The organism is Virgibacillus sp. LDC-1 (assembly GCF_030137545.1).
Classification (GTDB): domain Bacteria; phylum Bacillota; class Bacilli; order Bacillales; family Amphibacillaceae; genus LDC-1.
In genome coordinates, this window is record NZ_JARUVL010000016.1 from 1 (window position 1) to 23860 (window position 23860).

The window sequence follows — 23860 nt, forward strand, 5'->3', positions numbered from 1 at the left end:
AGAGCCGCAAGGGTTTGGGGAGAGTGAGGGGGAGGGGAAGGACGAAACCAACATTTTAGCAGTTGAATAAACTGTAAAGTAAAGTCTTTTAAGGTTGTAATCATGTTGCACCGTTTTACCCCTTTGGATTATTTTTAATCTAAAGGGGTGTTTTTATGTCGAAAAGTACTAGAACATCTGAAATGAAGAAATGGATAAAACAAGGCGCTATCATTACTGGTTCGCCGGGGGACTGGTAAAAGTACAACGGCTTCTATTGTTGCTAAAGAATCTAAACTGATAAACTCAGTACATATGCACACAGAATCGAATGGTGATTCAATTTTTCTTTCATTTTAAGCTCTTGCTAATCCTCTTTCAAAAGCAGCAAGATGATTTAATGATGCGTCGTGTAGTTGAGTAAATACTGCCTGAACGTCTGAAGGTAGATTTTGCGATAGGAATTTTTCGTACATGCCAATATTCTCTATTTCTCCTTGCACACCTAAAGCATAAGCGTCTTTAATTGTTTGGGGTGTAGTGACAAACATTCGGGAAATATCTTCAGGAATTGGCACTTGGTATCTTGTGAAAAGGGGAAGAAGTAAGCGAATATGTCTTAATTCTGCTTCCTGTATGTTTGCGAAAGTACGTACATAACCAAAGTTTAAGAGAATATCATTATATCTTGACTGAGCTAAAAACTCATCTTGTAGTGCAAAGGTTAGCATTTGTGGTAAAGAAAGCGTGGATGCATTTAAAGCACCTTTCGCACCATATTCTGCTTCTGTTTGTCTATGTGGCATCTCCTGCATATTTCTTAGGGAAAAATTAAACCATACCGCATGATTCTGTTCATCATCTGCTGCCCTACGAAAAGCTTCTTTTACAACGTTATCTGAGGTTCGGTCAACTATATCTAGATAAAAATCAACGGTTTCTTGTTCATCTTTGAAGGAGGATATTAATCCTTCCTTATACGTATTAGAGCATTCTTCGATAATTTGAGGTGTTGGTTGTTCACCTGTAACATTTACATATATTGAAGAGAAAGTTTGTAAATGCCTCCTTTCATCTTTAATTATTTCCCAAATTTGATCCCTTTCGATAATGGTAGGTGCTAGACTGGCTAATTTTTCATAGCAAATAATCGCACTGTACTCTCCACTAATCGCAGTTCGCAAGTCTTTTACTAATCGAGAATCAATGTAACTATTATTCGGATTGAGGTTCCAGTAGCTATTTGAATACACAAGTTATCCCTCCATGTTTGAATATGTCATTACAACATATGCTTTTAACATGGGTATAGGTTCATGGACCTCCATATATCTTGAATGAAAAAGAAGTTACGTATTTGCTTTTATGCATAAACCTCACTTGAATCTAAGTACAGATCTATATTTTTCACCAAAAGAATAAAAATAGTGGAATAGCCCCTTCAGTGAGGTCAAGGAAAGGTTATTAGAATTGAATTTAATGAGGTGAAAATATACGGAACCAATAAGGGTCTTGTTAATAAATGTAATTTAAATGTCGATATAAAAAGAAAAATGGAGGATAACCCTTTTGATGATTTTATTAGGAATTGTATTTTATATTATATCTGTTTTTATTTACTTTTTTCCAAGTTATGTGGCTAATAAAAGAAATAAACATAATAAAATATTCATTTATTTAGTTAACTTTTTTGGAGGATGGTTTATAATCGGTTGGATTTTAGCGTTAATTTTAGCGACTAGAAAAGATAATCGTGACCAGATTACCGTTAATAAACGTATTTGATGCAAGGGATGAATGAGGGTTATCCACCAAAGAAGTAGAAAAGAAAAGTTATAAATGTATGGAAGTACTCTTCCACACCTGATAATTAGCAAGATAAAGCAAACTTTTCTATAAAATTATTGAACATGTCCTTTTGATTTAATATAATAGGAACAAATGTTTCTGTATAGGTGTAAGGGGATAAGAATATGCAACTTCATTTTTACCATGCTAGATTCAATGACGCAGTAGAGGAATATAAATTATCAGAAGAACAGCTATACTATACAGGGTCACCAAAACAAAATATCGCATTATCAAAAGCTGATCAAGATCGATATTCGGTATTAGCTATGGAACAAGAAAGGCTAGTAACGTTTTTCGTTTTACATAAAAATGAAGGTGTAAAACCATATGTAAGTAATAATGATGCCATTTTATTACGATCCTTTTCAACTGATTATCGCCATCAGGGGAAGGGCTACGCTAAAAAGGCATTAATGCTTTTGCCTAGTTTTGTTAAAGAGAATTTTGACCATATAAATGAAATTGTCCTAGCTGTTAATCGGAATAATGAAAGTGCGCAATACTTATATAAAAAGTGTGGCTATGTTGATGAGGGTAAACGGAAAATGGGGAAAAAGGGAGAACTTATCCTAATGAGCTATTATTTATAAGATATTCAGAATTAACAATTCGATGTTATTGAAAGAGGTTAAAGAAAACAGGTGAAATGATGATCATAGAGACAAAATTAGATAATCGCTTCCAGCCTCTAGTAGCACATGTAAAGGACACATCCAATGTTTTGGACTGTTCAGGTGCAGGTATAATGGTTATCCATCACGATAAAATCGTAACAGAGCAGTATTGGGGAAAACATGCAAAAGCTCCTGATGCCAGACCGATACAAGAAGATTCTCAATTTCATGTGGCTTCCGTTCGGAAAAGTTATATCGGCTTTGCTGTTGCATATGCTGTACAGAATCGATATATAGTGTGTATTGATGATAAGGTTACGAAATATATAGCTATACATAACACTGCCGTTTATAAAAATATGACGATTAGACACCTGCTTACACATACCCATGGTTTAAACATCAAAGAAGGAAAACAGATTCGAGAATTTGCTGCGGGACAAAGCTGGGCATATCGTGACATAAATATTGATTTATTGGCAGAGATTGTTGAACAAACGACTGGAAAAACGATTGCTCAAATTGTTAGTGAGCACGTATTTGAGCCATTAGAGTTTAAAGAAACCGGTTGGTATGATGAACAGAATGAGCAGTTGGTGCAAGTTATTAGGAAGCCCAATAATAAATTTTGGTCAACAAGTAAAGGTACAGACGGGGATAAGAAAAATATGTATGTATCGACAAGAGAACTTGCATATTGGGGTTATATCCATTTGAAGCAGGGATTCATAAATGGGAGACAAGTAGTTTCTGAAGATATCATTCGGCTAGCTACATCACTTCAATCACCAAGCTTAAAGAATAAGGAACTGCCCCAAAATGGCTTTTTATGGTTTGTAAAGGATTTGCCTGCGATGAAAAGTGAAATTGGCGAACGTGTGCCTAAAGGCTCCTTTCAAATTTTAGGCTATACAAGTGTCGCATTATTGGTTATTCCGAAGCATGATCTAGTAGCAGTTCGCATGTTTAATAGTTTTGGCTCTACACCTGGATACGATTATTTATCGGATATTAGATCGTTTGGGGATACAGTAATAGCGTGTTTGTAGATTAAATAATTTTGTATAAAGAGTTACGGCAAGGAGCATTCACAAGTGGAATGCTCTTTTTTTTTGGGATAAAACCTACGAATAAACTTTTACGAAAGTTTTATTTTTTTGACCAAATTAAATATTTAGGTTACAATATAAACATAAGTTTATAAAATAAACAAATGTTTGAGGAGGTGTTCCAGTTTGGAGAAAAAGATGCATTCCTTAAATGAAAAGGAGAAAAAACTCTATCAACTGATTAAGAACGATCCGTATTCATCTCAGCAGGAATTAGCTAATGCACTTGGTTTATCGAGGCCTTCCATCGCAAATATGATTTCGGATTTAATCAAAAAAGGGTTTATTTTAGGAAAAGCATATGTTTTAAATGAATCAGAGCAAGTCTTTTGTATTGGCGGAGCGAACGTTGACCGCAAGTTTCATGCAAAGAAAAAGCTGCAGCTAGGTACATCGAATCCAATTCATTCGGAACAGAGTGCAGGTGGTGTTGCACGGAATATCGCTGAAAATCTTGGAAGGATTGGTATGGATGCCACGCTGTTAACTGCAGCTGGTACGGATACGGAGTGGTCCTTTATTGAAAAGGCGTCTTCTCCTTACATGAATTTAGATTATGTAGCAAGCTTTATCGATGAATCTACCGGATCGTATACAGCTGTACTGGATGCCAACGGCGATTTAACCTTTGCTTTAGCTGATATGGATGTGTATGAACGGATAACTCCAGAATTTATTCGACAGCATGCATCTGTGATGAGCCAAGCGAAATGTTTAGTAGCGGATTTAAATATCCCACAAAACACGTTAGAAATGCTTTGTGAATTTGCAGGTAATCATGCAATTCCGATTGTCCTTGTTACGGTTTCGGCTCCAAAAATGGACAGGATGCCAACTAATCTAAAGCATGTAACATGGTTAATTACAAATAAAGAGGAAACAGAGGCGTATTTCAAGAAAGCGCTAACAACAAGGGCCGACTGGGAAAATGCGGTGAACGAGTGGCTTCAGTTAGGTATCTCCAATGTAGTTGTAACAAATGGAAATCAAGGTGCGATGCTTGGAAATCATGCAGAAGGCATTCGATTTGCGGCTTCCGGTGAACCGAAAAGAATCGCAGATGTTACTGGAGCTGGTGATGCGTTTTCTTCAGCAGTTATTTTCGCATGGCTAGAAGGAAAATCGCTTGAGGATATTGGAAAAGCAGGAATTGCCAATGCAACCAAAACATTAGAATCTACCTTTACTGTTCGTCAAAACCTGACAGAAGCACAACTACAAAAGGATATGGAGGAATTACAATGATAAAAGCATACATTTCACTTTCGGAGGAAGTACAAGCAGCGAAGGCTGAAGGAAAACCGATTGTTGCGTTAGAATCAACTATTATTTCGCATGGAATGCCTTATCCGCAAAATGTAAAGACAGCACGTGAGGTGGAACAAATTATTCGCCAACAAGGCGCTGTCCCGGCAACCATTGCGATTATGGATGGTAAAATAAAAATCGGCTTATCAGAGGAAGAATTAGAGACGTTTGGGAATAGCACGGATGTTGCCAAAGCATCTCGTCGCGATTTAACGTATTTACTTGCTACCAAACAAAAAGGAGCAACTACAGTTGCGGCAACGATGATTTGCGCGGAGCTTGCTGATATTCCGATTTTTGTTACAGGTGGAATAGGTGGGGTTCACCGTGGCGCAGAAACAACGATGGATATCTCTGCTGATTTAGAGGAATTAGGCAAAACAAATGTCGCTGTAGTATGTGCTGGAGCAAAATCGATTCTTGATTTAGGATTAACGATGGAATATTTAGAAACGAAAGGTGTTCCGGTTATCGGCTATCAGACCGATGTATTGCCTGCTTTCTATACAAGAACAAGTGAGTACCCGGTGAATTTCCGATCGGATGACATCAATCGTATTGCTTCTACATTAAAAATTAAATGGGATTTGAATATGGATGGTGGCGCGGTCATTGCGAATCCAATTCCGGAAGAACACGCCTTGCCTGAAGCTGAGATTAACTTAGTGATATCAAAAGCTTTGGCAGAAGCGGAAAAAAACAATGTACATGGAAAAGAAGTGACACCGTTTTTGTTAGCTAAAGTAAAAGAATTAACTAGTGGTAAAAGCTTGGAAGCCAATATCGCGCTTGTGAAGCATAATGCCGTTGTCGGTGCAAAGCTAGCGGTTCAATTCCACCAAATGAAGCAAGAAGGTTAATGGGTAAATCATATTGAAAATAAGGCCACGGCCTTAAAAAATTATATAAACGTATTTCGCATAATGGAGAGCGACTCATTTTTAAAGCGCATTCTTAGGAGGAATGCGCTTTGAACTGTACATTTCCGTTTACAAGGATACACTTTCTGCTCTTTCTAACTGCAATAGTTTTTCCTTCATATCTAGCCCGCCACGGAACCCTGTTAATGCACCGTTTTTTCCAATCACCCGATGACAAGGAATCACGACTAAGACCGGATTGGCACCGATTGCTGCTGCAACCGCACGTACAGCACGGGGATTTCCGATGGAATGTGCAATTTCAGAGTAAGTTACGGTTTTGCCAAACGGGATATGCTGCAATGCTTGCCACACCTGTTTCTGAAAGGCGGTGCCGTACAAATCAATCGGTGCGCTAAATTCCTTTCGTGATCCATCAACATACTCACGTAGTTCAGAAATATACGATGTCAGCTTTTCCTCATTTTCTTCAAGCGGTTCGTTTGGTAGCTGCTTTTGCAAAAATGGATGCATTTCACTTTCCGCTATATGCTGAGGACTTAGATAGCAAATGCCATTCTCTGTTGCTGCTACATAAAAGCGCCACTCCCCTTGCTGAAATGTTGTCCAATAGATGGTCATTTTTCCTTCGCCTCCTGTATCAATCCTGGAATAAAAGCTATAAGTATGTTAGCTTTCCTTTTGAAAGGATAACCGAAATTGTTTTGGTGTTGTTCCGGTTTGTCGTTTAAATAACGTAATGAAATATGAGGTGTTGGGTATCCCAACGTTTACACCGATATTTGCAATGGATTTTTCTGTTTCCACCAGCTCCTGCTTGGCATGTGCTATTCGTACACGTTGTAAATAAGCGATTGGGGATATATGCATGATTCGTTTAAAGGTTTTTTGTAAATGATAGGGGCTGCCATGACACTGATCGGCTAAATGAGCCAGCGTTAATGGCTTGTCATAATGCTCGTTAATATAGGCTTTGATTTTGAGTGTCCAATCCTCATCCGGCATCCGCAAATCACAAGGCTTACATCGTTTGCAAGGTCGAAATCCTTCTGCTATTGCTTGCTGTGCATCTTTAAAGATTTTGACATACTCTTTTTTAGGGTTTCTGGATTTGCAAGATGGACGACAGAAAATACCTGTTGAACCTACACCATATAGAAAGGTGTTATCAAAAGTAGCATCATTTGTTATAATGGCATGCCATTGTTCTTCTGTTAATGAAGCAAACATTTCGTCTCACCCCTTTTATTATTTCTATTATACCTGCATTTTTTGATTAGCAGAATAGCTTCCGAATATCGTAGCAAGATAGTGAAACTTTTCAGGCAATAATTATGATACAACTATAGAAAAGGGAGGAATCAGAATGCACGAGGAATTGACGTGGCAAATAGAAGCTCCAAAAGCATTTTCCTTTGAACAAAACTTGCTTTACCTTGCAGAGGGTGGTGATGAATGTACATATGACATACAAGGTAATCATGTACGGAAGGCAATCGCCCTAGGAGAGGCATATTTTTTAATAGAATTGAGCGAAGCAACGAATGGAAACGTGATCATTCGTGTATTAAAAGGCTCTATTTTTCCTTCCGAAAAGATAAAAGCACAGCTAACTTCCTTCGTACGAGACTGGTTTGATCTTGATACCGATATTTTGCCCTTCTATGAAATGGCTAAAGCGGATGATTATTTGCATTCACTGATCGATCATTATTATGGTCTCCGTAATATCGGGATTCCTAATTTCTTTGAAGCGCTTTGCTGGGGGATTATCGGGCAGCAGATTAATCTTCGCTTTGCTTATAAGTTAAAAAGAAGATTCGTGGAAACATATGGCCAAGCAATCGAATGGGATGGGGAACAGTACTGGTTGTTTCCGACTCCTGAAGCGATTTGTAATGTGTCTGTTAATGAGCTTATGTCATTACAGCTTTCTCAAAATAAAAGTGCGTATTTAATTGGAGTAGCACAAGCGATGGTTCGCGGCGTGTTATCGAAGGAAAACATACAAGCTTTACCAAGCCTTCAAGAAGCAGAGCAGGAATTAACAAAGCAAAAAGGGGTTGGGGCTTGGACAGCGCATTATGTACTCATGCGCTGCTTTCGTTTTCCCGATGCTTTTCCAGTTGCAGATGTAGGACTACAAAATGCAGTAAAGCAGCTAGGAGAAATGGAAAAGAAACCATCGAAGGAGGAGTTAATCCAATTGGGCGCCCCGTGGGAAAATTGGAAAAGCTATGCTACCTTTTATTTGTGGAGATCGCTCTATGAAAAAATGTGAAAATAAGCTTGCGCATTTGGATGCATTCACATTTTGCTATTGATTTACTTTTTTAATTGGTTCCTGTAAACTAAATTTACTAAATTTTTAATCAAAATCTGAAACTTCACTTTATCCATATACCAATTTTTCAAGGAGGAAAAGCAATGATTAATCGAGTAAATCTCATTACCCTCGGGACGAAGGATATTATCAAATCGCATGCGTTTTTTAAGGAACTTGGGTTTGATACGTCGATTCGCGGGACTGAAGAAAATCCTATTATCATCTTTTTCAGAAATGAAGGAACGAGGCTGGCATTATTTCCTTTACAGGAGCTTGCTAAGGATATTAATGAAGCGGCACCACCTGAGATTTCTACAGGTTTTCAAGGAATTACATTAGCTTACAATGCGAAATCGATGGAAGAAGTGGATCAGGTGATGCAAAAAGCCGAGCAAGCAGGAGCAACGATTCAAAAAGCGCCTAAGAAGCTTGATTGGGGTGGCTATGGCGGATATTTTACCGATCTGGATGGTTATTATTGGGAAGTTGCTTATGGGGAAGACTGGGAATTTGACGATGCAAATATGCTTGTTATTGAAGATCAATAATAGAATATAAGAGGCATTATATGTATGACCGCAGTCAGTTGGGCTGTGGTTTTATTTATTATCACAGCATCTCTCAATAAAGAAAAAACCACTTGTTTCCACCGGTTTTGTCAAAGAAAGTTCCTATTTCTTCTTGAATTTTTTTCTTTTATAAATGTATAGTTAAAAGGCAAGGGCATCCTATATCATACAGTAGCTATATTGCATTTTAACGTTAAGGGAGTAATTGTTTTGGCCTATTTATTAAGGAAAAATATTTGGAAACCAGCACAAATAATTGTGTTATTTTATATTTTAGCTGTGATTGTTTCAACAGCTTTGCTTAGTTTACCAGTGGCGCTAAAGCCTGATGCTTCTTGGTCTTTTGTTGATGTGCTATTTACTGCGGTAAGTGCGGTAAGTGTTACTGGCCTATCTACTGTTCCTATTGTAGACATGCTTAGTACAACAGGGATCTTTTTCTTTTTATTCATTTTACAATTTGGCGGAATTGGAATCATGACTTTAGGTACGTTTATTTGGTTAATGGTTGGAAAGAAAATCGGTATGAAGGAAAGACAGTTAATCAAAACGGATCAGAATCAATCGAATTTGTCTGGGCTTGTAAAGCTCATGAAGCAAATTTTAGTTATTATATTAATTATAGAATTTTTTGGCGCGTTGGTGTTAGGTACGTATTTTCTGACGTATTTCCCAACTTGGCAGGAGGCCTATATGCAAGGGTTGTTTGCATCTGTTAGTGCAACAACGAATGCGGGCTTTGATATTACGGGAAACTCATTAATTCCATTTGCGGATGATTATTTTGTTCAAATTGTTACCATTCTGTTATTAACATTAGGTGCAATTGGTTTTCCGGTTTTAATTGAAGTGAAAGACTTTTTAAAAACTAGAAGTCAAGGTCATTTCCATTTTTCGTTATATACGAAGCTAACAACAGTTACTTTTTTTTCCTTAATGGTCTTTGGAACGGTTATTATTTTACTGCTCGAGTTTAATCATTTTTTTGCAGGTAAAAGCTGGCATGAGTCCTTTTTCTACGCTCTGTTTCAATCTTCGACAACGAGAAATGGTGGGTTAGCGACGATGGATGTTAATCAATTTTCGGAGCCAACCTTACTGGCACTCTGTTTGCTTATGTTCGTAGGTGCATCGCCTAGCTCTGTTGGAGGCGGGATTCGTACGACGACATTTGCTGTTATTCTGCTGCTCATTGTTTCTTTTGCACGAGGAAGTAAGGATGTAAGGGTGTTTGGTCGTGAGCTTCATGAAGAAGATATTCGGAAATCGGTCGTTGTTGGTTTTCTTGCTTTGCTTATCTGTATGGTGGCGACGATGATTCTTACAGCTACCGAACCTTTCACACTAATGGAAATTATTTTTGAGGTAAATTCTGCATTTGGTACGACGGGGCTTTCGATGGGGATCACAGCTGATCTAAGTACAGCCGGTAAAATAGTCATTATTGCGTTAATGTTTATCGGTCGGATCGGAATCTTGTCATTTATTTATCTTTTTAACCGCCGGAGAGAAGAAGCGGCATATCATCTTCCAAAAGAGCGTGTGATTGTAGGATAATCTCTACATGTGGATAAGCAACTTGGGGAATAAATTATATTCCCCAAATAGCTAAGCCTCATTATGATTCTTGATTATATTTATTCACTTCAAATAAATCGATCAGCTCAATCGTTGGATGCTTATCTTGGAACCAACGTAAGGAAAAGTCGTTTTTGAATAAAACAACAGGCTGCCCATCTCTATCCTTTACGAGCATATTTCGCTCGTCAAAGAGTGTTTCATCCACTTGTTCGGGATTCAACCAGCGAGGAATACGTTCGCCAATTGTTTCCAGCATTACCTCTACGTTGTATTCATTCTTCATGCGATATTGAAACACTTCATATTGCAGCTCGCCAACAGCGCCTAGAATAAATGCCTCTGTATGATGTTGCTTAAATAATTGGATAGCACCTTCCTGCACAAGCTGCTCAATACCTTTTCGATATTGCTTTGATTTCATTACATTTTTTGCGGTAACTTTTTTAAATTGCTCTGGCGGGAATTGAGGCATTTCATCATATTCAAATGTGCGTTTTCCATTAATCAATGTATCGCCAATTCGATAAATATTCGGATCGTAAATGCCGATGATATCGCCAGCATATGCCTCCTCAATCGTATCTCTAGACGAAGCTACAAATTGCTGTGATTGAGAGAGCTTCATTTGCTTTCCAGTTCGAGCCAGCTTCACATCCATACCACGCTCGAATTTTCCTGAGCATATGCGAAGAAACGCGACACGATCGCGATGTGCTGGGTTCATATTCGCTTGGATCTTAAAGATAAACCCTGAAAAGTCAGGTTCTTCAGGCTGAATGATGTCTGCCGTTGATCTTCTTGCTCCTGGCGCTGGTGCCATTGAGACAAACGTATCGAAAAACGTTTGGATTCCGAATGGTGCTAATGCACTGCCAAAAAATACAGGTGTCTGTTCCCCAGCAAGTACTTCATCTAATGAGAATGCATCTCCAGCTTCCTCGACAAGTGAAAGCTCTTCTTTTGCATCCTGGAAGGTTGGGTTTGCTGTAAGATCTGAATGATTGTCTAATTCTGTAAATGGAATATAGCTTTCTTCTTCATTGCCATTGAATTGGACAAATTGCTCATGGTGACGGTCAAAAATCCCCAGGAATCTTTTGCCCATTCCTGCTGGCCAATTTAAGGGGCAGGTCTCAATGTCTAATACTTCTTCAATTTCCTCAAGCAACGCGAGTGGTTCCTTTCCTTCACGGTCTAGCTTATTAATAAAAGTAAAGATTGGGATTCCGCGCATCCGGCAAACCTTAAATAATTTTATCGTCTGCGCCTCGATTCCTTTCGTCGAATCAATGATCATGACGACGCTATCCACCGCAGTTAATGTTCGATACGTATCCTCACTAAAGTCCTCGTGTCCAGGAGTATCTAAAATGTTGATTTGATATCCTTGGTAAGGAAAGTTCATCACGCTTGATGTAACGGATATCCCACGCTGTTTTTCAATTTCCATCCAGTCCGAGGTAGCATATTTGCCAGATTTTTTTCCTTTTACCGTTCCGGCTGAACGAATTAGATTTCCATAAAGTAATAGTTTTTCAGTTAACGTTGTTTTCCCTGCATCGGGGTGAGATATAATTGCAAACGTCCTTCGTTTTTTCACTTCATCCTGTAAACGCATGTTTTTTCCTTCCAATCTATTTAATTTGTCGTTTTCGGTAATTGATACATATTGGAAAGATGATTTACATCGGTATAATCTCCTTTATATACGATTTGTTGACACTTTCAAAAGATAGCACGCACCATAGCTTGAAGTCAATCATCACTTAAGGGAAGATGGCAAATGAACGAGGAACGATTATTTGTCCTGCCGTTCTTTTAAAATATCTTGTATGATCTCGATGTGAAATGCAGCCCACGCTTTTTCACGGAAATGAACGAAGGTGCTAACGGTTAACAGTATTAAATAAAGACTACAAAAAATAATCCAGAGCATGCTTCCATTCTTAAAGAGCATTTCCTGTATCTTATCCGAAAAAAGGAAGAACAGCCATGGGATAGCAGAAACGAGAATAGGAATGATACCGGAACCATTATTTTCTTTCACCATCCGGAAATAGATTCGTTTTAATGTTTTACTATCCAGCGTTTCATAAAATTGTTGTATTTCCTTTGTTTCTTCTAATAGCTTATGGTGAGAAATCTGATCGGGAGCTTGTTTTAATTGTCGATATAGCTTATGTACATCCCCACGGAACGAAAACATCTTCTAACGCACCCCCTTTTTGTAAATGCTGTTTCTTATTTTGTGTGTAATATGGCTGATTATGATATATTTCTTCAATTCAGCCTATCAGCAATAATTTAACAGTCATCGAACCATACTACTGAGGAGGTGAAAGCATTGTATACATTATTATCACATACGGATCTAGATGGAGTAGGCTGTGGCGTTCTAGCGAAGCTCACATTTAAAGAGGATGTACGCGTTCGTTATCACTCGGTTGGAAGCATAAATATGCACGTGGAAGCATTTTTGGAAAAAGCGGATCAAAACACGATGTTATTGATAACGGATTTATCGGTCAATACGGAAAATGAAAGGCGTTTAGAGGCGTATTATCAGTCTGGTGGGAAAGTTAAATTACTTGATCATCATAAAACATCACTACATTTGCATGCTTATGAATGGGCAACAGTCGTCGTTGCGGATGAAGAAAAAAGAAATACTTCCGCAACATCTTTATTTTATCAATATTTATTGGATCATCAGTTGCTTAAGGAGACGGAGGCGATAACAGAATTCGTCGAGCTTGTTCGGCAATATGATACATGGGAATGGGAAGAGAACGCGAACTTTGAAGCGGCCCGCTTAAATTCATTATTCTACCTTGTATCGATTGATGAGTTTGAGGAGAAAATGGTAGAGCGACTTCGAACACAAGATCATTTTGCATTTGATATGTTTGAGTCAAAGCTGCTTGATATGGAAGATCAAAAAATAGAGCGGTATATAAGGCGAAAAAGACGGGAGCTTGTTCAAAAAAAGGTCAAATCAAATTTTGCAGGTATCATACATGCAGAATCCTATCACTCGGAGGTTGGAAATCGGCTTGGAAAAGAGTATCCGCATTTAGATTACATTGTCATTGTTAATATGGGGGCACGACGAGCAGGCTTTCGAACGGTTCATGATAGGATAGATGTGGCGGAAATTGCGGCACGGTTTGGAGGAGGAGGTCATGTAAAAGCTGCGGGGTGTCGATTAACAGAAGCGGCGTTTAAGGAGTTTGTTGTCGAAGCATTCCATTTGGATCCCTTGCATGAAGATGCGCAACGTAATCGTTTTAACGTGAAAAAGGCATCGTTTGGCACATTGTATCTGACACGGGAAGAGGGGGAATTATTTTTATCTCTATCTGAGGATGGAACATGGAAGATTGAGCAAAATCATCGTGTGCTGAAGGATCGTTTTGATAGCTTTGAGGCTGGCGAGAGCTATATGAAACGTCATTTCGGAGCATGGCTTGCATCTGATGATATATATGTTCAATATTTACAAGCTGCCTTGAAAAGATAGCAATGATAGTGAACCTGTATACAATAAAAAAGACTTCTTCCACTAAGAAAGAAGTCTTTACACAATTATTTTCATGAAATTTCTAGTCGCTCAATTGTTTTTACAATATAGGAAATGGCTTTTTCACCATCTTGTTCCCATTTGCTTTTATCTCGAATGTTTCCATCAGTGTCTAGCGGTTCCTGAAATTGACTAATCCCTGTTGCGGTAAGTAAGGAATTTTCATCCTTATCTAGTCCAATATTTACGACATGTTTAATAACATAAGGGGTGTTAAATTGAATATATGCATCATAATCGTCAAGCAAACCGTTAATCGTATGGAATGGGATTCGTATGTAAATGGTTTCGCCATGTTCCCGCCATAAGATACCGTCAAAAGAACCTTTATCATATTCCCAATTTCCACAAAGTGTGTATCCATTTGATGTAAACATGTGGTGTGCTGCTCCGAAGTAAGCCGTTCTTCCTTCAAGCTCTGTCTTTAATTTTAACAACAATATCTACCTCCTATGCACCTATTCCATAATAGAATAAACGGTTAGCGCATAATTTATACGAGGAAGATAGATAGAAATAAAAAAGAGATTGAGACAAAACAAACGTATTTGTATCAAACTCCGAATAATATCATTATAAAAATGGGTTCGCTTTCCTCGGGCACGGCCTCAACTAACTCGGAAAATATAGTACGCTTTTCCGAGTGGATTTTTCGACCTGCAGGACGTACTAGCGCAGACGTTGCCACAGGACGTAGGGTTTTAGTCTGCGTTCCCCTGTTGCTGTTCCCGAAGGAGTCTCACCCATTTCAACTGTTCGATTAATATTCTTTTAATTGTTCGTTTGGATTTTTTGTATGAAAAAATGTTTGGTCCCAGACTCGGAATTTACATGCTAATTCAGGTTGTCGGATGCCCGAAAACATGGTATACTATTTAAGTTATATGTATTTATATAAATATAATATAATTATCCAATTATATTATATCAAATTGATTTTCGGAAGTCAACAACGATGCTCAAAAATGTGGAAAAGGGGTTGGATACTACGATGAATCAGGATGGTGCCAAGCGTTCAGAGGAACAACAACGATTAGCACAAATTATCGAGGTCATTGACGAGAAAGCAAAAAAGCTATATGGCAGAGCGAGTGGAATTAAGGGTAGTGTCGTAGAGTTACGGAAGGATTTCTGGGAGGATGTTACGGTTAATCTAGATGATCCAGATGATATCATCGAAACACAGGCAAGTATAAAGCAACAAGCAGAGCTATTGTCTGAAAGAGAGCGAACCCACGGAAACATTGCGAAAGAGCTAACTATACTAAAGCGACTAAAAGATAACCCATACTTTGGGCGAATTGATTTCTTAGAGGACGGAACGAAAGATGAGGAGAAGGTTTATATTGGAATTGCCTCCCTTATGGATAAAGAGGAAACAGATTTTTTAATTTATGATTGGCGTGCTCCGATTGCGAGCTTATATTATGATTTTTCTCCAGGAAGGGCTTCCTACCAAACGGTAGATATGGAAATACAAGGAGACATGACCTTAAAAAGACAATTCATCATAAGGCAAGGTCAGCTCAAAGGGATGTTCGATACAGGAGTTACGATTGGTGATCACTTACTACAACAAGCATTAGGGAACAATGCGAGTACAACGATGAAAAGTATTGTTGCTACGATTCAAAAAGAGCAAAATAAAATTATTCGTAATGAAAAAAGTAAGCGATTAGTTGTACAGGGTGTAGCTGGAAGCGGAAAAACGTCGGCCGCCTTACAGCGCATTGCTTATTTAATGTACCGTCATCGAGAAGAGCTGCATGCGGATAATGTCGTACTACTTTCTCCTAATCCGTTATTTTCAAGCTATACGGCGAACGTACTTCCAGAGCTTGGTGAGGCGAATGTGCGCCAGGTTACATTTTTACAACACATCGAATCAAAAGTAACAGAGAAGGTAACCGTTCAATCTCCATTTCAACAAACAGAGGATCTATTGACGGCGGATGACCAAGAACGAAAAACGCGAAAGAAAATAATCGATTATAAGTCAAGCCCTGCTTTTAAAGAGCTGCTTGATGATTATTTGCATTCCTTAAAGCAAGAAGGGCTACAATTTAAAAACATTGTCTTTCGCAAGGAGATATTGATCTCGAAAGAAGCGATAGCGTCTTATTTTTATGGGTTAGATGATCAACTTTTACTTCCAAATAAAATCGAGCTCGTCAGAAAATGGTTGCTTCTGGAATTGCGTCGTTTTGAAAAGCTGGAAAAAGATAAGGATTGGGTAATGGAGCAAGCGGAGCTATTGGATAAAGCAGACTATTTACAAGCGTATTATTATAATCAGAAGGAAAATGAGGACGATTTTAGCTTGGAAGAGGATTATCTACGAATTGCGATTGTAAAACGATATTTCTCGAAGCTGAAAAAACAAATTAATCAGCTTGCATTCGTTCATGTATGGAAAACCTTTAAAGCGTTATTTACGCAGTGGCAACCAGCAATAGCTCCACTTGATTGGCAGGAGATTTCTGAATATACGGTAGCATCACTTGCGAAGCGACAGCTTTTGTGGGAGGATGCTGCACCATTTGCCTATCTAAAAGGAAATATACTAGGAGATGTGGGTGATCGATCTGTTCGACACCTTGTTATTGATGAGGCGCAGGATTATACGGCATTTCATTATGCATACATTGTACAGCAGTTTCCGTATACAAGGATTACATTATTAGGTGATGTGAATCAGGCAATCTATGCTAGTACAGCAGAGGAAAATCCGCTAGCTGTAAAGGAAGGAACGAATGATGAACGAATCACGTTAACAAAAAGCTATCGTTCGACAAAGGAAATAGTGGAATTCACAAAGTGTTTTGCACCTGGAAAAGAAGAGATTGAGCCTTTTAACCGGCCAGGGAAGAAACCCCTCCTTATCGAAGTGGATAGTGAAGCAGCTTGGACAAAAGCGATTATTGCGCAAATAAAAGCGCACCAAAGAATTGGTCATGAGACAATCGCGGTTATTTGTAAGTCTCAAAAAGAGAGCGATATGGTGTATGAAGCACTTTATCCAGCGCTTGCAATAAAGCAAATTAATGAGGAAACATATATCTTTGAAAAAGGCGTGCTCGTGCTTCCTGTTTATTTAGCGAAGGGAATTGAATTTGATGCGGTTGTCATTCCAAATGCTTCTAGAGTGCAATATGAAAAGGAATCTGACAGATCAATGTTTTATACTGCATGTACCAGAGCAATGCACGAACTAACACTATTTTATAGAGGGAAACCAAATCGATTTATAGAAGAAGTACCCCGTAATTTTTATGACACGCACTTAGGTCAATCGTAAAATTGTGGAATTATTTGGTATAATGGCATCGGACAATCAAATGAAATAACATGGATGAATGATAAAAGGGGAGTGAGCGGATGCCAACGATTAAAGTGAATGATGTTCATTTATTTTATGAGGATAGGGGAAGTGGAGAAGCGTTGATTCTGCTTCATGGATTAACAGGAAGTCACCATATGCTGATGCAGGAGCTAGAAAATTTTCAAGCTGATTTTCGAGTGATCGCCATAGATGCGCGCGGACATGGAAAATCGGATAAGCCTCGTTCTTATACATTAGCTGACCACATTGAGGATGTGATTCAATTAATGGATGCATTAGATATACCGGAGGCGAATCTTTTAGGAATGTCAATGGGGACGTATGTAGCCCAAGGAGTAGCAATTGCTGTTCCGGATCGTATTAAGAAAATGATTCTTATTTCAGGAAGTACGCATGCAAAAAGTGATGGAACTGGATTATTAGCAGCGCATGCGGATGAAATGGAAGGCTTTACGTTTGAAGAGCAAATGGCTCACTTGGCAACGCACATTTTTCATCAAATGGACGAGGTTGGAAAATGGTTGCAGCGTTTGCCGGGAGGTTTAACTCCGGAAGAGCAAGAAGCAGGAGCAAAAGCGTTAGCACAGTTTGACTTTCGTCCGCAGCTGCATACTGTCACCGCTGACACGTTAGTGATAAGCGGAAGGTATGATGGCTTAAATCCTCCAGAGGAAGGGCAGGAAATTGCAGCACATATCCCTGGAGCGCGGATGGTGGTTTTTGAGCATTCAGGACACGCGCCAAATATTGAAGAAAAAGAAAAATACATGGAGCTTGTAACAAGCTTTTTGAAACAATGAGCATTTGCCGGTAGCGCCGGCGGATGCTTATTTTTCCTAAGAATTAAAAAGTTATTGCTAAGTATTTACTATTAATTCAATAAACGGATTATGTATTTTCTATTGACCTCGCAAAGCCTAAGAAGCGGGTGCCTTGAAAGTGAAGCATTCCAACATCACCTTCTGCAAGCTGACCAAATTCCTTCCCGGAAATTTTAAATTCTGATCGGTCACCACTATCAAATTCCATTGTTACAAAATATGTCGTAGTTACGTGACCCATGTTGTTTTCGCCTGAATGAATGTGTCGGTTTACTTTAGTGCGTTTTGTTTTTACAACTGCTGGAACGGTTAATTTTGGCGACTGTTCGTTCTTATTCCATTGTTTTACTGCTCCGACAGATCGAACGATAATTATTATGATCATAATGACAAAGATAATACCGATAAAAAGCGGGACTATATTAAACATAAAGTCGCCAGAAGGATTTATATCATTCATAACTGGATTCTCCTTTTGTTCGTGTTTTTTCATTTCGAAAATGAGTGGATATATATGGAATAGTATAGCATAGGATCCATTTCCCCCTCCTGCAAATTTGCAGGAGGCACTATTTGCAGGCTAAACTGCCGATGAATACGTGATATTATTCAACGGACCATCATGAAGCGACGAAGGAAACGGTGCTGATCGAACGCATAAGATGACATATGACGACATTAAATTTTCTTGTGTTTCAAAATAAACAAAAAATTTGCCGAAACCTGTTGTTTTTTTAGACTAAAGGTAGTATGATGATTCCACTGATATATTGCATATTTTAAAAGTGGTGTGCAGATCGTAGGGGGAACATTGGAATGAATTCAAAGCTACCATTTTCATCCTATTTCATAGTGGGTGTTATGTTATTTGCTTTATTTTTTGGTGCCGGAAATTTAATTTTTCCAGCACAGCTTGGTCAAAATGCTGGAGAAAATTTATGGCCGGCTGTAATTGGTTTTTTAATAACAGGGGTAGGGCTGCCGTTGCTAGGGATCTTAGCGATTGGATTTTCTGGAAGTCGTGATCTGCAAGAATTAGCGAGTAGAGTACACCCTGTTTATGCTGTTTTATTTACATCGGTATTATATTTAACGATTGGCCCGTTTTTTGCAGCTCCTCGTACAGGTGCGGTTGCTTATGATATTGGAATTGCCCCATTTGTGAGTGAGTCCTTTCATCCAATCGGTTTGTTTTTATTTACCTTTATATTCTTTGCGGTTAGCTTATGGCTTTCTTTAAATCCTGTGAAGCTTGTTGATCGTGTTGGAAAAATATTATCACCAGGGATTATAGTTCTATTAGCGATATTGCTTGTGATGGTTTTTGTAAAACCGATGGGAGCATTTCAGTCTGCGCAGCCAGGCTATGCAAACGCCCCGTTTATGAAAGGTTTTACAGAAGGATATAATACAATGGATGCCTTGGCCTCACTTGTATTTGGTATTATCGTCATCAAAGCTGTCCAATCGATGGGCGTAAAAACAACGCGCGGCATACTTTCTGCAACTACAAAGGCCGGCGCTGTGGCGATTCTTCTGCTTGCTGTCATCTATATAGGAATTGCTTATCTTGGAGCAACCAGTATGCAGCAGTTTGGCTTATTTGATACGGGTGGCCCTGTTCTTAGCAATGCAGCATCACACTACTTCGGAGTGGCTGGCAGCTTTATGCTAGCAGTTATTATTACGCTCGCTTGTTTAACGACTAGCATTGGCTTAATGACTGCGTGTGGAGAATATTTCCATACACTATTTCCGCGTATTAGCTATAAGAAATTTGTTGTGTTCTTTTCATTGTTAACTTTTATTATAGCTAATTTTGGGCTTGCCAATATTATTAATTATTCGATTCCGGTGTTGATGTTTTTATACCCATTAGCAATTGTACTGATGCTATTAACTTTTCTTTCACCGCTTTTTGCGCATGCGCGGTTCGTATATGTATCTACCATCGCGGTGACTTTTTTGATTAGTATTATTGATGGGTTGAAGACGTTTTGTGACTTATTTAAAATCGATTATTTCGACTGGCTTGCACCGATTATCTCATTTTATGAAAAGACCCTGCCACTTTATAGTGATGGGCTCGGCTGGCTCGTTCCAGTATTAATTGTTATTTTCGTTACAGGGATTATTAGTCGCATACAGCGTGCAGTTACAGTAGAGGCATAATACGAACCCGGCTTCCATAATGGATAGCCGGGTTTTTAGTATACTTTATAACGTTTATAAAAGCGTTTATATTTGTAAGAAAGTATTCTTTAAGCTTTGTTAAAGGATTGGAATTCCTCAATTGCGCGCAACCAATTTTCTCGCATTGCTAACGATGCTTTTGTGCGATCTTTTTCCTTTATATAGTTTATGATATGCACATGATCTTGTACCGATTTTTCGGTCAATATAATAGAGTTATGAAAAAATAATCGTCTCACATGAGCTTGAAGTGAATCGATAATTTTATGAATGTACGTGTTGTTTGCTGCGTCGACAATCATCTGATGGAATTCTTCATCAATTTTCAGTGCGGTAAAGTAGTTCTCTGTACGAATTGCCTCTGCAAACCGATGGTTCGTTTGCTCTAACTGGAAAATTTGTATATCTGTGAGTTCTGGAATGGCAAGCTCGGCAGACATCGATTGCAATGCGGCCAGAGGCGGGAGTAATTCATTGATTGATTCCTTATCGACTTCGGTAACCTGTGTTGCTTTCCCAGGATACATCTTTACAAAGCCTTGTACCTCTAAAAGTTGTAATGCCTCTCGGACAGGAGTTCTACTTACTCCAAGTGCTTCCGCTAGTTCTTTATCATTTATCTTTTCACCTGGTGTTAACGTTCCGTCAATAATCCACTGTTGAAGCTGCATGAGGACGTTTTCCTTTGCTGATTTACGAATTAGTTTTGCAGAATTGGAAGGTATAGGCATTTTTATTCATCCTTCTACTAATATAGTAATATACGTCTATATGTAGTATACATGAAACCGCTGTATATGGACATAGACTTGATTATGCAAACGCTATAAAGGATTTAACATAGAGTATAAAAATGAAGAAATAGTAAGAGACTAGCAAATAAACAGTTAGTATAGGAAGCATTTATTCGGAATTAATAGCTAACATAGCAAAAATCCCGTAGTAAATCGAAATATGCCCAGAATAGTTAGGAAATGGCGGTTTGACAAACAACAAGTCGTTCCTTATAATTTTTAATCGTGTATATATGAGCAAGCTGGTGGTTTCTGTCAATGATTATTTTAGCTTTGAATAGTCACTTTCTGCCCAACGGTCTAAAAGGCAAACGTATTATTTTGGACACTTGCTCCTAATTTCAATTAGGAGGAAAAGCGTGAAGTATAAAGAAAATAATCATTTAGATTGGCCAGTTTTTATAATTAGTGGTGGATTTTTAGTTTTATTTATCGTCGTATCTTATTTTAATAGTGATGGAGTAGACAAAGTGATCACATCGCTTTTTAACTACTCCGCTAACTTTTTTGGTGCATATTGGCAGGTCCTGCTTTTAGCCAATTTTGTTGTTGGTCTTGGATTAGCTTTTTCTAAATATGGAAAAGTTCGACTAGGGAAACAGGACAAACCAAAGTATAGTTATTTTCGCTGGGTATCCATGATTTTGGTTACACTGTTAGCAAGTGGTGGTGTGTTTTGGGCTGCTTCTGAGCCAATGTATCATTACATGACGAAGCCACCTCTATTTGGAGAAGATGGTTCAAATAGCATTTTTAATGCATTCGCACAGTCGTTTATGCACTGGGGTTTTAGTGCATGGGCGATTTTAGGGACATTAGCTTCCATTGTAATGATGTATGTGCATTATCATAAAAAGCTACCACTTCGTCCGAGAGGATTGTTGTATCCTATTTTCGGGGAAAAAATATATGGTAAAAGCATCCTTGGTACTTCGGCAGATGCGTTTGCTATTATCGCAACGGTTGCTGGAACATTAGGGCCGCTCGGTTTTTTAGGACTACAAATTTCATTCGGACTTCATCACTTATACGGAGTGCCGAATACACTTACATTAAGTGTTATCGTCGTTCTGTTTTTGGCTGTTATTGCTGCAATATCTGCTGCAACAGGAGTCGATCGGGGAATTCAAACATTAAGTAGATATAATGTTGGATTTACTATCTTTTTAGCGATTATTATTTTAATAATCGGTCCAACAATGTTTATCATCGATGCGTTTGTTGGTGGAACAGGCGTCCATTTGCAGCATTTCTTTACGATGAGTCTTTATCGCGGAGATGCAGATTGGCTGAGTTATTGGACCATATTCTTTTGGGGTTGGTTTATCGGCTATGCACCAATGCTGATTGTATTTATTAGCCGAATATCTCGTGGGCGTACGATTCGAGAATTGATAATTGCGGTATCGATTGTAGCTCCTATCGTGAATAATTTCTGGTTTTCGGTTGTAGGTGGAACAGGTGTGTTTTTTGAGATGGAGAATCCAGGTTCAGTTTCCAAGGCATTAGATGAAGGAGGCATGTCTGCTGCTGTGATGGCTATTTCTGATCAGCTTCCAATGGGATTATGGATTGGCATTGGATTTTTACTTGTATCTGTTATCTTTGTTGCAACAACGGTGGATACTATGTCATTTACAGTTGCGGCGACTTTAACAGGGAATGATAACCCGAAGCGTTGGTTACGTGTGTTTTGGGCAATCATTTTTGGATTAACGACAAGTATGATTTTGTCAATCGGAGAAAACAGTATTGCTTCGATTCAAAATTCGATTGTCATTACTGCTGTTCCCGTCTCATTCCTGTTATTACCACCATTATGGAATGCGCCACGAATTGCTAGGAAGATGGCAATGGAGCAAAGACTTTTTAATAAAAAGTAATAAGAAATATGCAGGCGGGCTCTCTTAAAGCAGGAGAGCCCATTTATTTGGGAACGGAAATATATAATTTCCTAGCATTCTATCCAATTTCCAGGCAAATGCTGTATCCATATGATACCATGGAATGTACTATATCGAAGGGATAAGGATTTTTGCATGGATGTAGATATACTGTACGAGGATAATCATTTATTAATCGTACATAAGCCTATGAATATACCGGTACAAGGAGATCATTCGCGAGATTTAGACTTGCTCTCTATCTTAAAGCAGGATTTAAAGCTGCGATATCAAAAGCCTGGCAATGTTTATTTAGGACTCGTTCATCGATTGGATCGTCCGGTTAGTGGTGTGATTACTTTTGCTAAAACGTCGAAGGCAGCCGCTAGATTATCACGAATGCTACAACGGCATGAAATGGAAAGAAAGTACTTGGCGATTGTTCGAGGAACACCAGTAAAGCAAAAAGGGGAATTAGAGCATTTTTTATGGAAAAATAAACAGAAAAATATTGTGTATGTCGTAGAGCCGACACGGAAGGGTGCGAAGAAGGCGCGACTTAGTTATGAGGTGTTGGGACGAAAAGCAGGAATGAGCCTTGTATCGGTTCAACTGCATACTGGAAGATCTCATCAAATTCGAGTGCAGCTCGCTGCAAACGGGACGCCAATTTATGGTGATCAAAAATATGGTCAAACAGTAAACCAACCTGGACAACAGCTTGCCTTATTTGCGCATACGCTCTCGTTTCCGCATCCAGTTCGTGATGAAGTAATTGCAGTAGATGGGATTTATCCAGAGACTTATCCGTGGAACCTATGGAAGCAACCGTTGATAAACAAAGAAATTGGATAACGATACAGTAGATGAGACAAAACAATAGCATCGCAGTTTGAAAATGGATTCGCTTTTCCTCGGGCACAGCTCGGAAAAGATAATGCGCTTTTCCGAGTGTTTTTTGTTGTATAGGACGTATTAGCGATCCAGAATCCCCCAGCTTGAGCGTGAAATACCTGGACTCGAGCGAG

Annotated in this window: 22 protein-coding genes; 14 read left to right on the forward strand and 8 right to left on the reverse strand. The window is 38.7% G+C overall.

What is annotated here, in order from left to right:
* Window positions 1–335: 335 nt before the first annotated feature.
* A complete protein-coding gene (locus tag QBK89_RS12455; protein ID WP_284141387.1) occupies window positions 336–1232 on the reverse strand; it encodes a ferritin family protein in 897 nt (298 codons plus the stop codon).
* Between the two features lie 319 nt (window positions 1233–1551).
* Here QBK89_RS12455 and QBK89_RS12460 point away from each other — a divergent pair, with 319 nt between their 5' ends.
* The 5 genes from QBK89_RS12460 to QBK89_RS12480 all read left to right on the forward strand — a co-directional run bounded on the left by QBK89_RS12460 (window position 1552) and on the right by QBK89_RS12480 (window position 5721).
* Window positions 1552–1764 carry a superinfection immunity protein gene (locus QBK89_RS12460; RefSeq protein WP_284141437.1) on the forward strand — a complete coding sequence of 71 codons (213 nt, stop codon included), beginning with the start codon at window positions 1552–1554 and terminating at the stop codon, window positions 1762–1764.
* Between the two features lie 188 nt (window positions 1765–1952).
* Window positions 1953–2420 carry a GNAT family N-acetyltransferase gene (locus QBK89_RS12465; protein ID WP_284141388.1) on the forward strand — a complete coding sequence of 156 codons (468 nt, stop codon included), beginning with the start codon at window positions 1953–1955 and terminating at the stop codon, window positions 2418–2420.
* A gap of 56 nt (window positions 2421–2476) precedes the next feature.
* The gene (locus QBK89_RS12470; RefSeq protein WP_284141389.1) at window positions 2477–3493 is read left to right on the forward strand and encodes a serine hydrolase domain-containing protein; all 1017 of its coding nucleotides are present in this window, start codon (window positions 2477–2479) and stop codon (window positions 3491–3493) included.
* A gap of 186 nt (window positions 3494–3679) precedes the next feature.
* Complete coding sequence (locus QBK89_RS12475; protein ID WP_481937833.1) at window positions 3680–4798, forward strand: carbohydrate kinase; 1119 nt, start codon at window positions 3680–3682, stop codon at window positions 4796–4798.
* Window positions 4798–5721 carry a pseudouridine-5'-phosphate glycosidase gene (locus QBK89_RS12480; RefSeq protein WP_284141439.1) on the forward strand — a complete coding sequence of 308 codons (924 nt, stop codon included), beginning with the start codon at window positions 4798–4800 and terminating at the stop codon, window positions 5719–5721. The genes QBK89_RS12475 and QBK89_RS12480 overlap by 1 nt, the downstream gene beginning before the upstream one ends.
* 129 nt (window positions 5722–5850) lie before the next feature.
* Here the strand turns inward: QBK89_RS12480 and QBK89_RS12485 are convergent, their stop codons facing one another.
* The gene (locus QBK89_RS12485; RefSeq protein WP_284141390.1) at window positions 5851–6363 is read right to left on the reverse strand and encodes a methylated-DNA--[protein]-cysteine S-methyltransferase; all 513 of its coding nucleotides are present in this window, start codon (window positions 6361–6363) and stop codon (window positions 5851–5853) included.
* Window positions 6364–6411: 48 nt separating this feature from the next.
* Entirely contained in the window at window positions 6412–6972 is a 561-nt protein-coding gene (locus QBK89_RS12490) for a bifunctional transcriptional activator/DNA repair enzyme AdaA (RefSeq protein ID WP_284141391.1), read from the reverse strand.
* A gap of 136 nt (window positions 6973–7108) precedes the next feature.
* Here QBK89_RS12490 and QBK89_RS12495 point away from each other — a divergent pair, with 136 nt between their 5' ends.
* The 3 genes from QBK89_RS12495 to QBK89_RS12505 all read left to right on the forward strand — a co-directional run bounded on the left by QBK89_RS12495 (window position 7109) and on the right by QBK89_RS12505 (window position 10194).
* The gene (locus tag QBK89_RS12495) at window positions 7109–8023 is read left to right on the forward strand and encodes a DNA-3-methyladenine glycosylase family protein (protein WP_284141392.1); all 915 of its coding nucleotides are present in this window, start codon (window positions 7109–7111) and stop codon (window positions 8021–8023) included.
* A 149-nt stretch (window positions 8024–8172) separates the two neighbouring features.
* Entirely contained in the window at window positions 8173–8616 is a 444-nt protein-coding gene (locus tag QBK89_RS12500) for a VOC family protein (protein ID WP_284141440.1), read from the forward strand.
* 231 nt (window positions 8617–8847) lie between these two features.
* Complete coding sequence (locus QBK89_RS12505; protein ID WP_284141393.1) at window positions 8848–10194, forward strand: TrkH family potassium uptake protein; 1347 nt, start codon at window positions 8848–8850, stop codon at window positions 10192–10194.
* 61 nt (window positions 10195–10255) lie between these two features.
* Here QBK89_RS12505 and QBK89_RS12510 read toward each other — a convergent pair whose 3' ends face one another.
* Window positions 10256–11836: a peptide chain release factor 3 gene (locus tag QBK89_RS12510; protein ID WP_284141394.1), complete on the reverse strand. Its 1581-nt coding sequence runs from the start codon at window positions 11834–11836 to the stop codon at window positions 10256–10258.
* A gap of 180 nt (window positions 11837–12016) precedes the next feature.
* Entirely contained in the window at window positions 12017–12424 is a 408-nt protein-coding gene (locus QBK89_RS12515; protein WP_284141395.1) for a hypothetical protein, read from the reverse strand.
* Window positions 12425–12562: 138 nt separating this feature from the next.
* Here QBK89_RS12515 and QBK89_RS12520 point away from each other — a divergent pair, with 138 nt between their 5' ends.
* On the forward strand, window positions 12563–13738 hold the full coding sequence (locus tag QBK89_RS12520) for a DHH family phosphoesterase (protein ID WP_284141396.1): 1176 nt from the start codon (window positions 12563–12565) through the stop codon (window positions 13736–13738).
* Window positions 13739–13809: 71 nt separating this feature from the next.
* On the opposite strand, the gene QBK89_RS12525 is transcribed toward QBK89_RS12520, so the two are convergent.
* Window positions 13810–14235: a YugN family protein gene (locus tag QBK89_RS12525; RefSeq protein ID WP_284141397.1), complete on the reverse strand. Its 426-nt coding sequence runs from the start codon at window positions 14233–14235 to the stop codon at window positions 13810–13812.
* Between the two features lie 518 nt (window positions 14236–14753).
* Here QBK89_RS12525 and helD point away from each other — a divergent pair.
* Together helD and QBK89_RS12535 are read left to right on the forward strand one after the other, a co-directional pair.
* Complete coding sequence (gene helD, locus QBK89_RS12530) at window positions 14754–17096, forward strand: RNA polymerase recycling motor HelD (RefSeq protein ID WP_284141398.1); 2343 nt, start codon at window positions 14754–14756, stop codon at window positions 17094–17096.
* Between the two features lie 80 nt (window positions 17097–17176).
* Window positions 17177–17941 carry an alpha/beta fold hydrolase gene (locus QBK89_RS12535; RefSeq protein ID WP_284141399.1) on the forward strand — a complete coding sequence of 255 codons (765 nt, stop codon included), beginning with the start codon at window positions 17177–17179 and terminating at the stop codon, window positions 17939–17941.
* A gap of 88 nt (window positions 17942–18029) precedes the next feature.
* Here QBK89_RS12535 and QBK89_RS12540 read toward each other — a convergent pair whose 3' ends face one another.
* Window positions 18030–18422 carry a DUF2500 domain-containing protein gene (locus tag QBK89_RS12540; protein WP_284141400.1) on the reverse strand — a complete coding sequence of 131 codons (393 nt, stop codon included), beginning with the start codon at window positions 18420–18422 and terminating at the stop codon, window positions 18030–18032.
* Between the two features lie 356 nt (window positions 18423–18778).
* Between QBK89_RS12540 and brnQ the strand changes: the two genes are divergently transcribed.
* Window positions 18779–20134: a branched-chain amino acid transport system II carrier protein gene (gene brnQ / locus QBK89_RS12545; RefSeq protein ID WP_284141401.1), complete on the forward strand. Its 1356-nt coding sequence runs from the start codon at window positions 18779–18781 to the stop codon at window positions 20132–20134.
* 89 nt (window positions 20135–20223) lie between these two features.
* On the opposite strand, the gene QBK89_RS12550 is transcribed toward brnQ, so the two are convergent.
* A complete protein-coding gene (locus tag QBK89_RS12550; protein WP_284141402.1) occupies window positions 20224–20886 on the reverse strand; it encodes a GntR family transcriptional regulator in 663 nt (220 codons plus the stop codon).
* Window positions 20887–21308: 422 nt separating this feature from the next.
* Here QBK89_RS12550 and QBK89_RS12555 point away from each other — a divergent pair, with 422 nt between their 5' ends.
* Window positions 21309–22832 (forward strand): BCCT family transporter, encoded by a 1524-nt coding sequence (locus QBK89_RS12555; protein ID WP_284141403.1) that lies wholly within the window; start codon window positions 21309–21311, stop codon window positions 22830–22832.
* 156 nt (window positions 22833–22988) lie between these two features.
* Window positions 22989–23687: an RluA family pseudouridine synthase gene (locus QBK89_RS12560; protein ID WP_284141404.1), complete on the forward strand. Its 699-nt coding sequence runs from the start codon at window positions 22989–22991 to the stop codon at window positions 23685–23687.
* Window positions 23688–23860 lie beyond the last annotated feature (173 nt).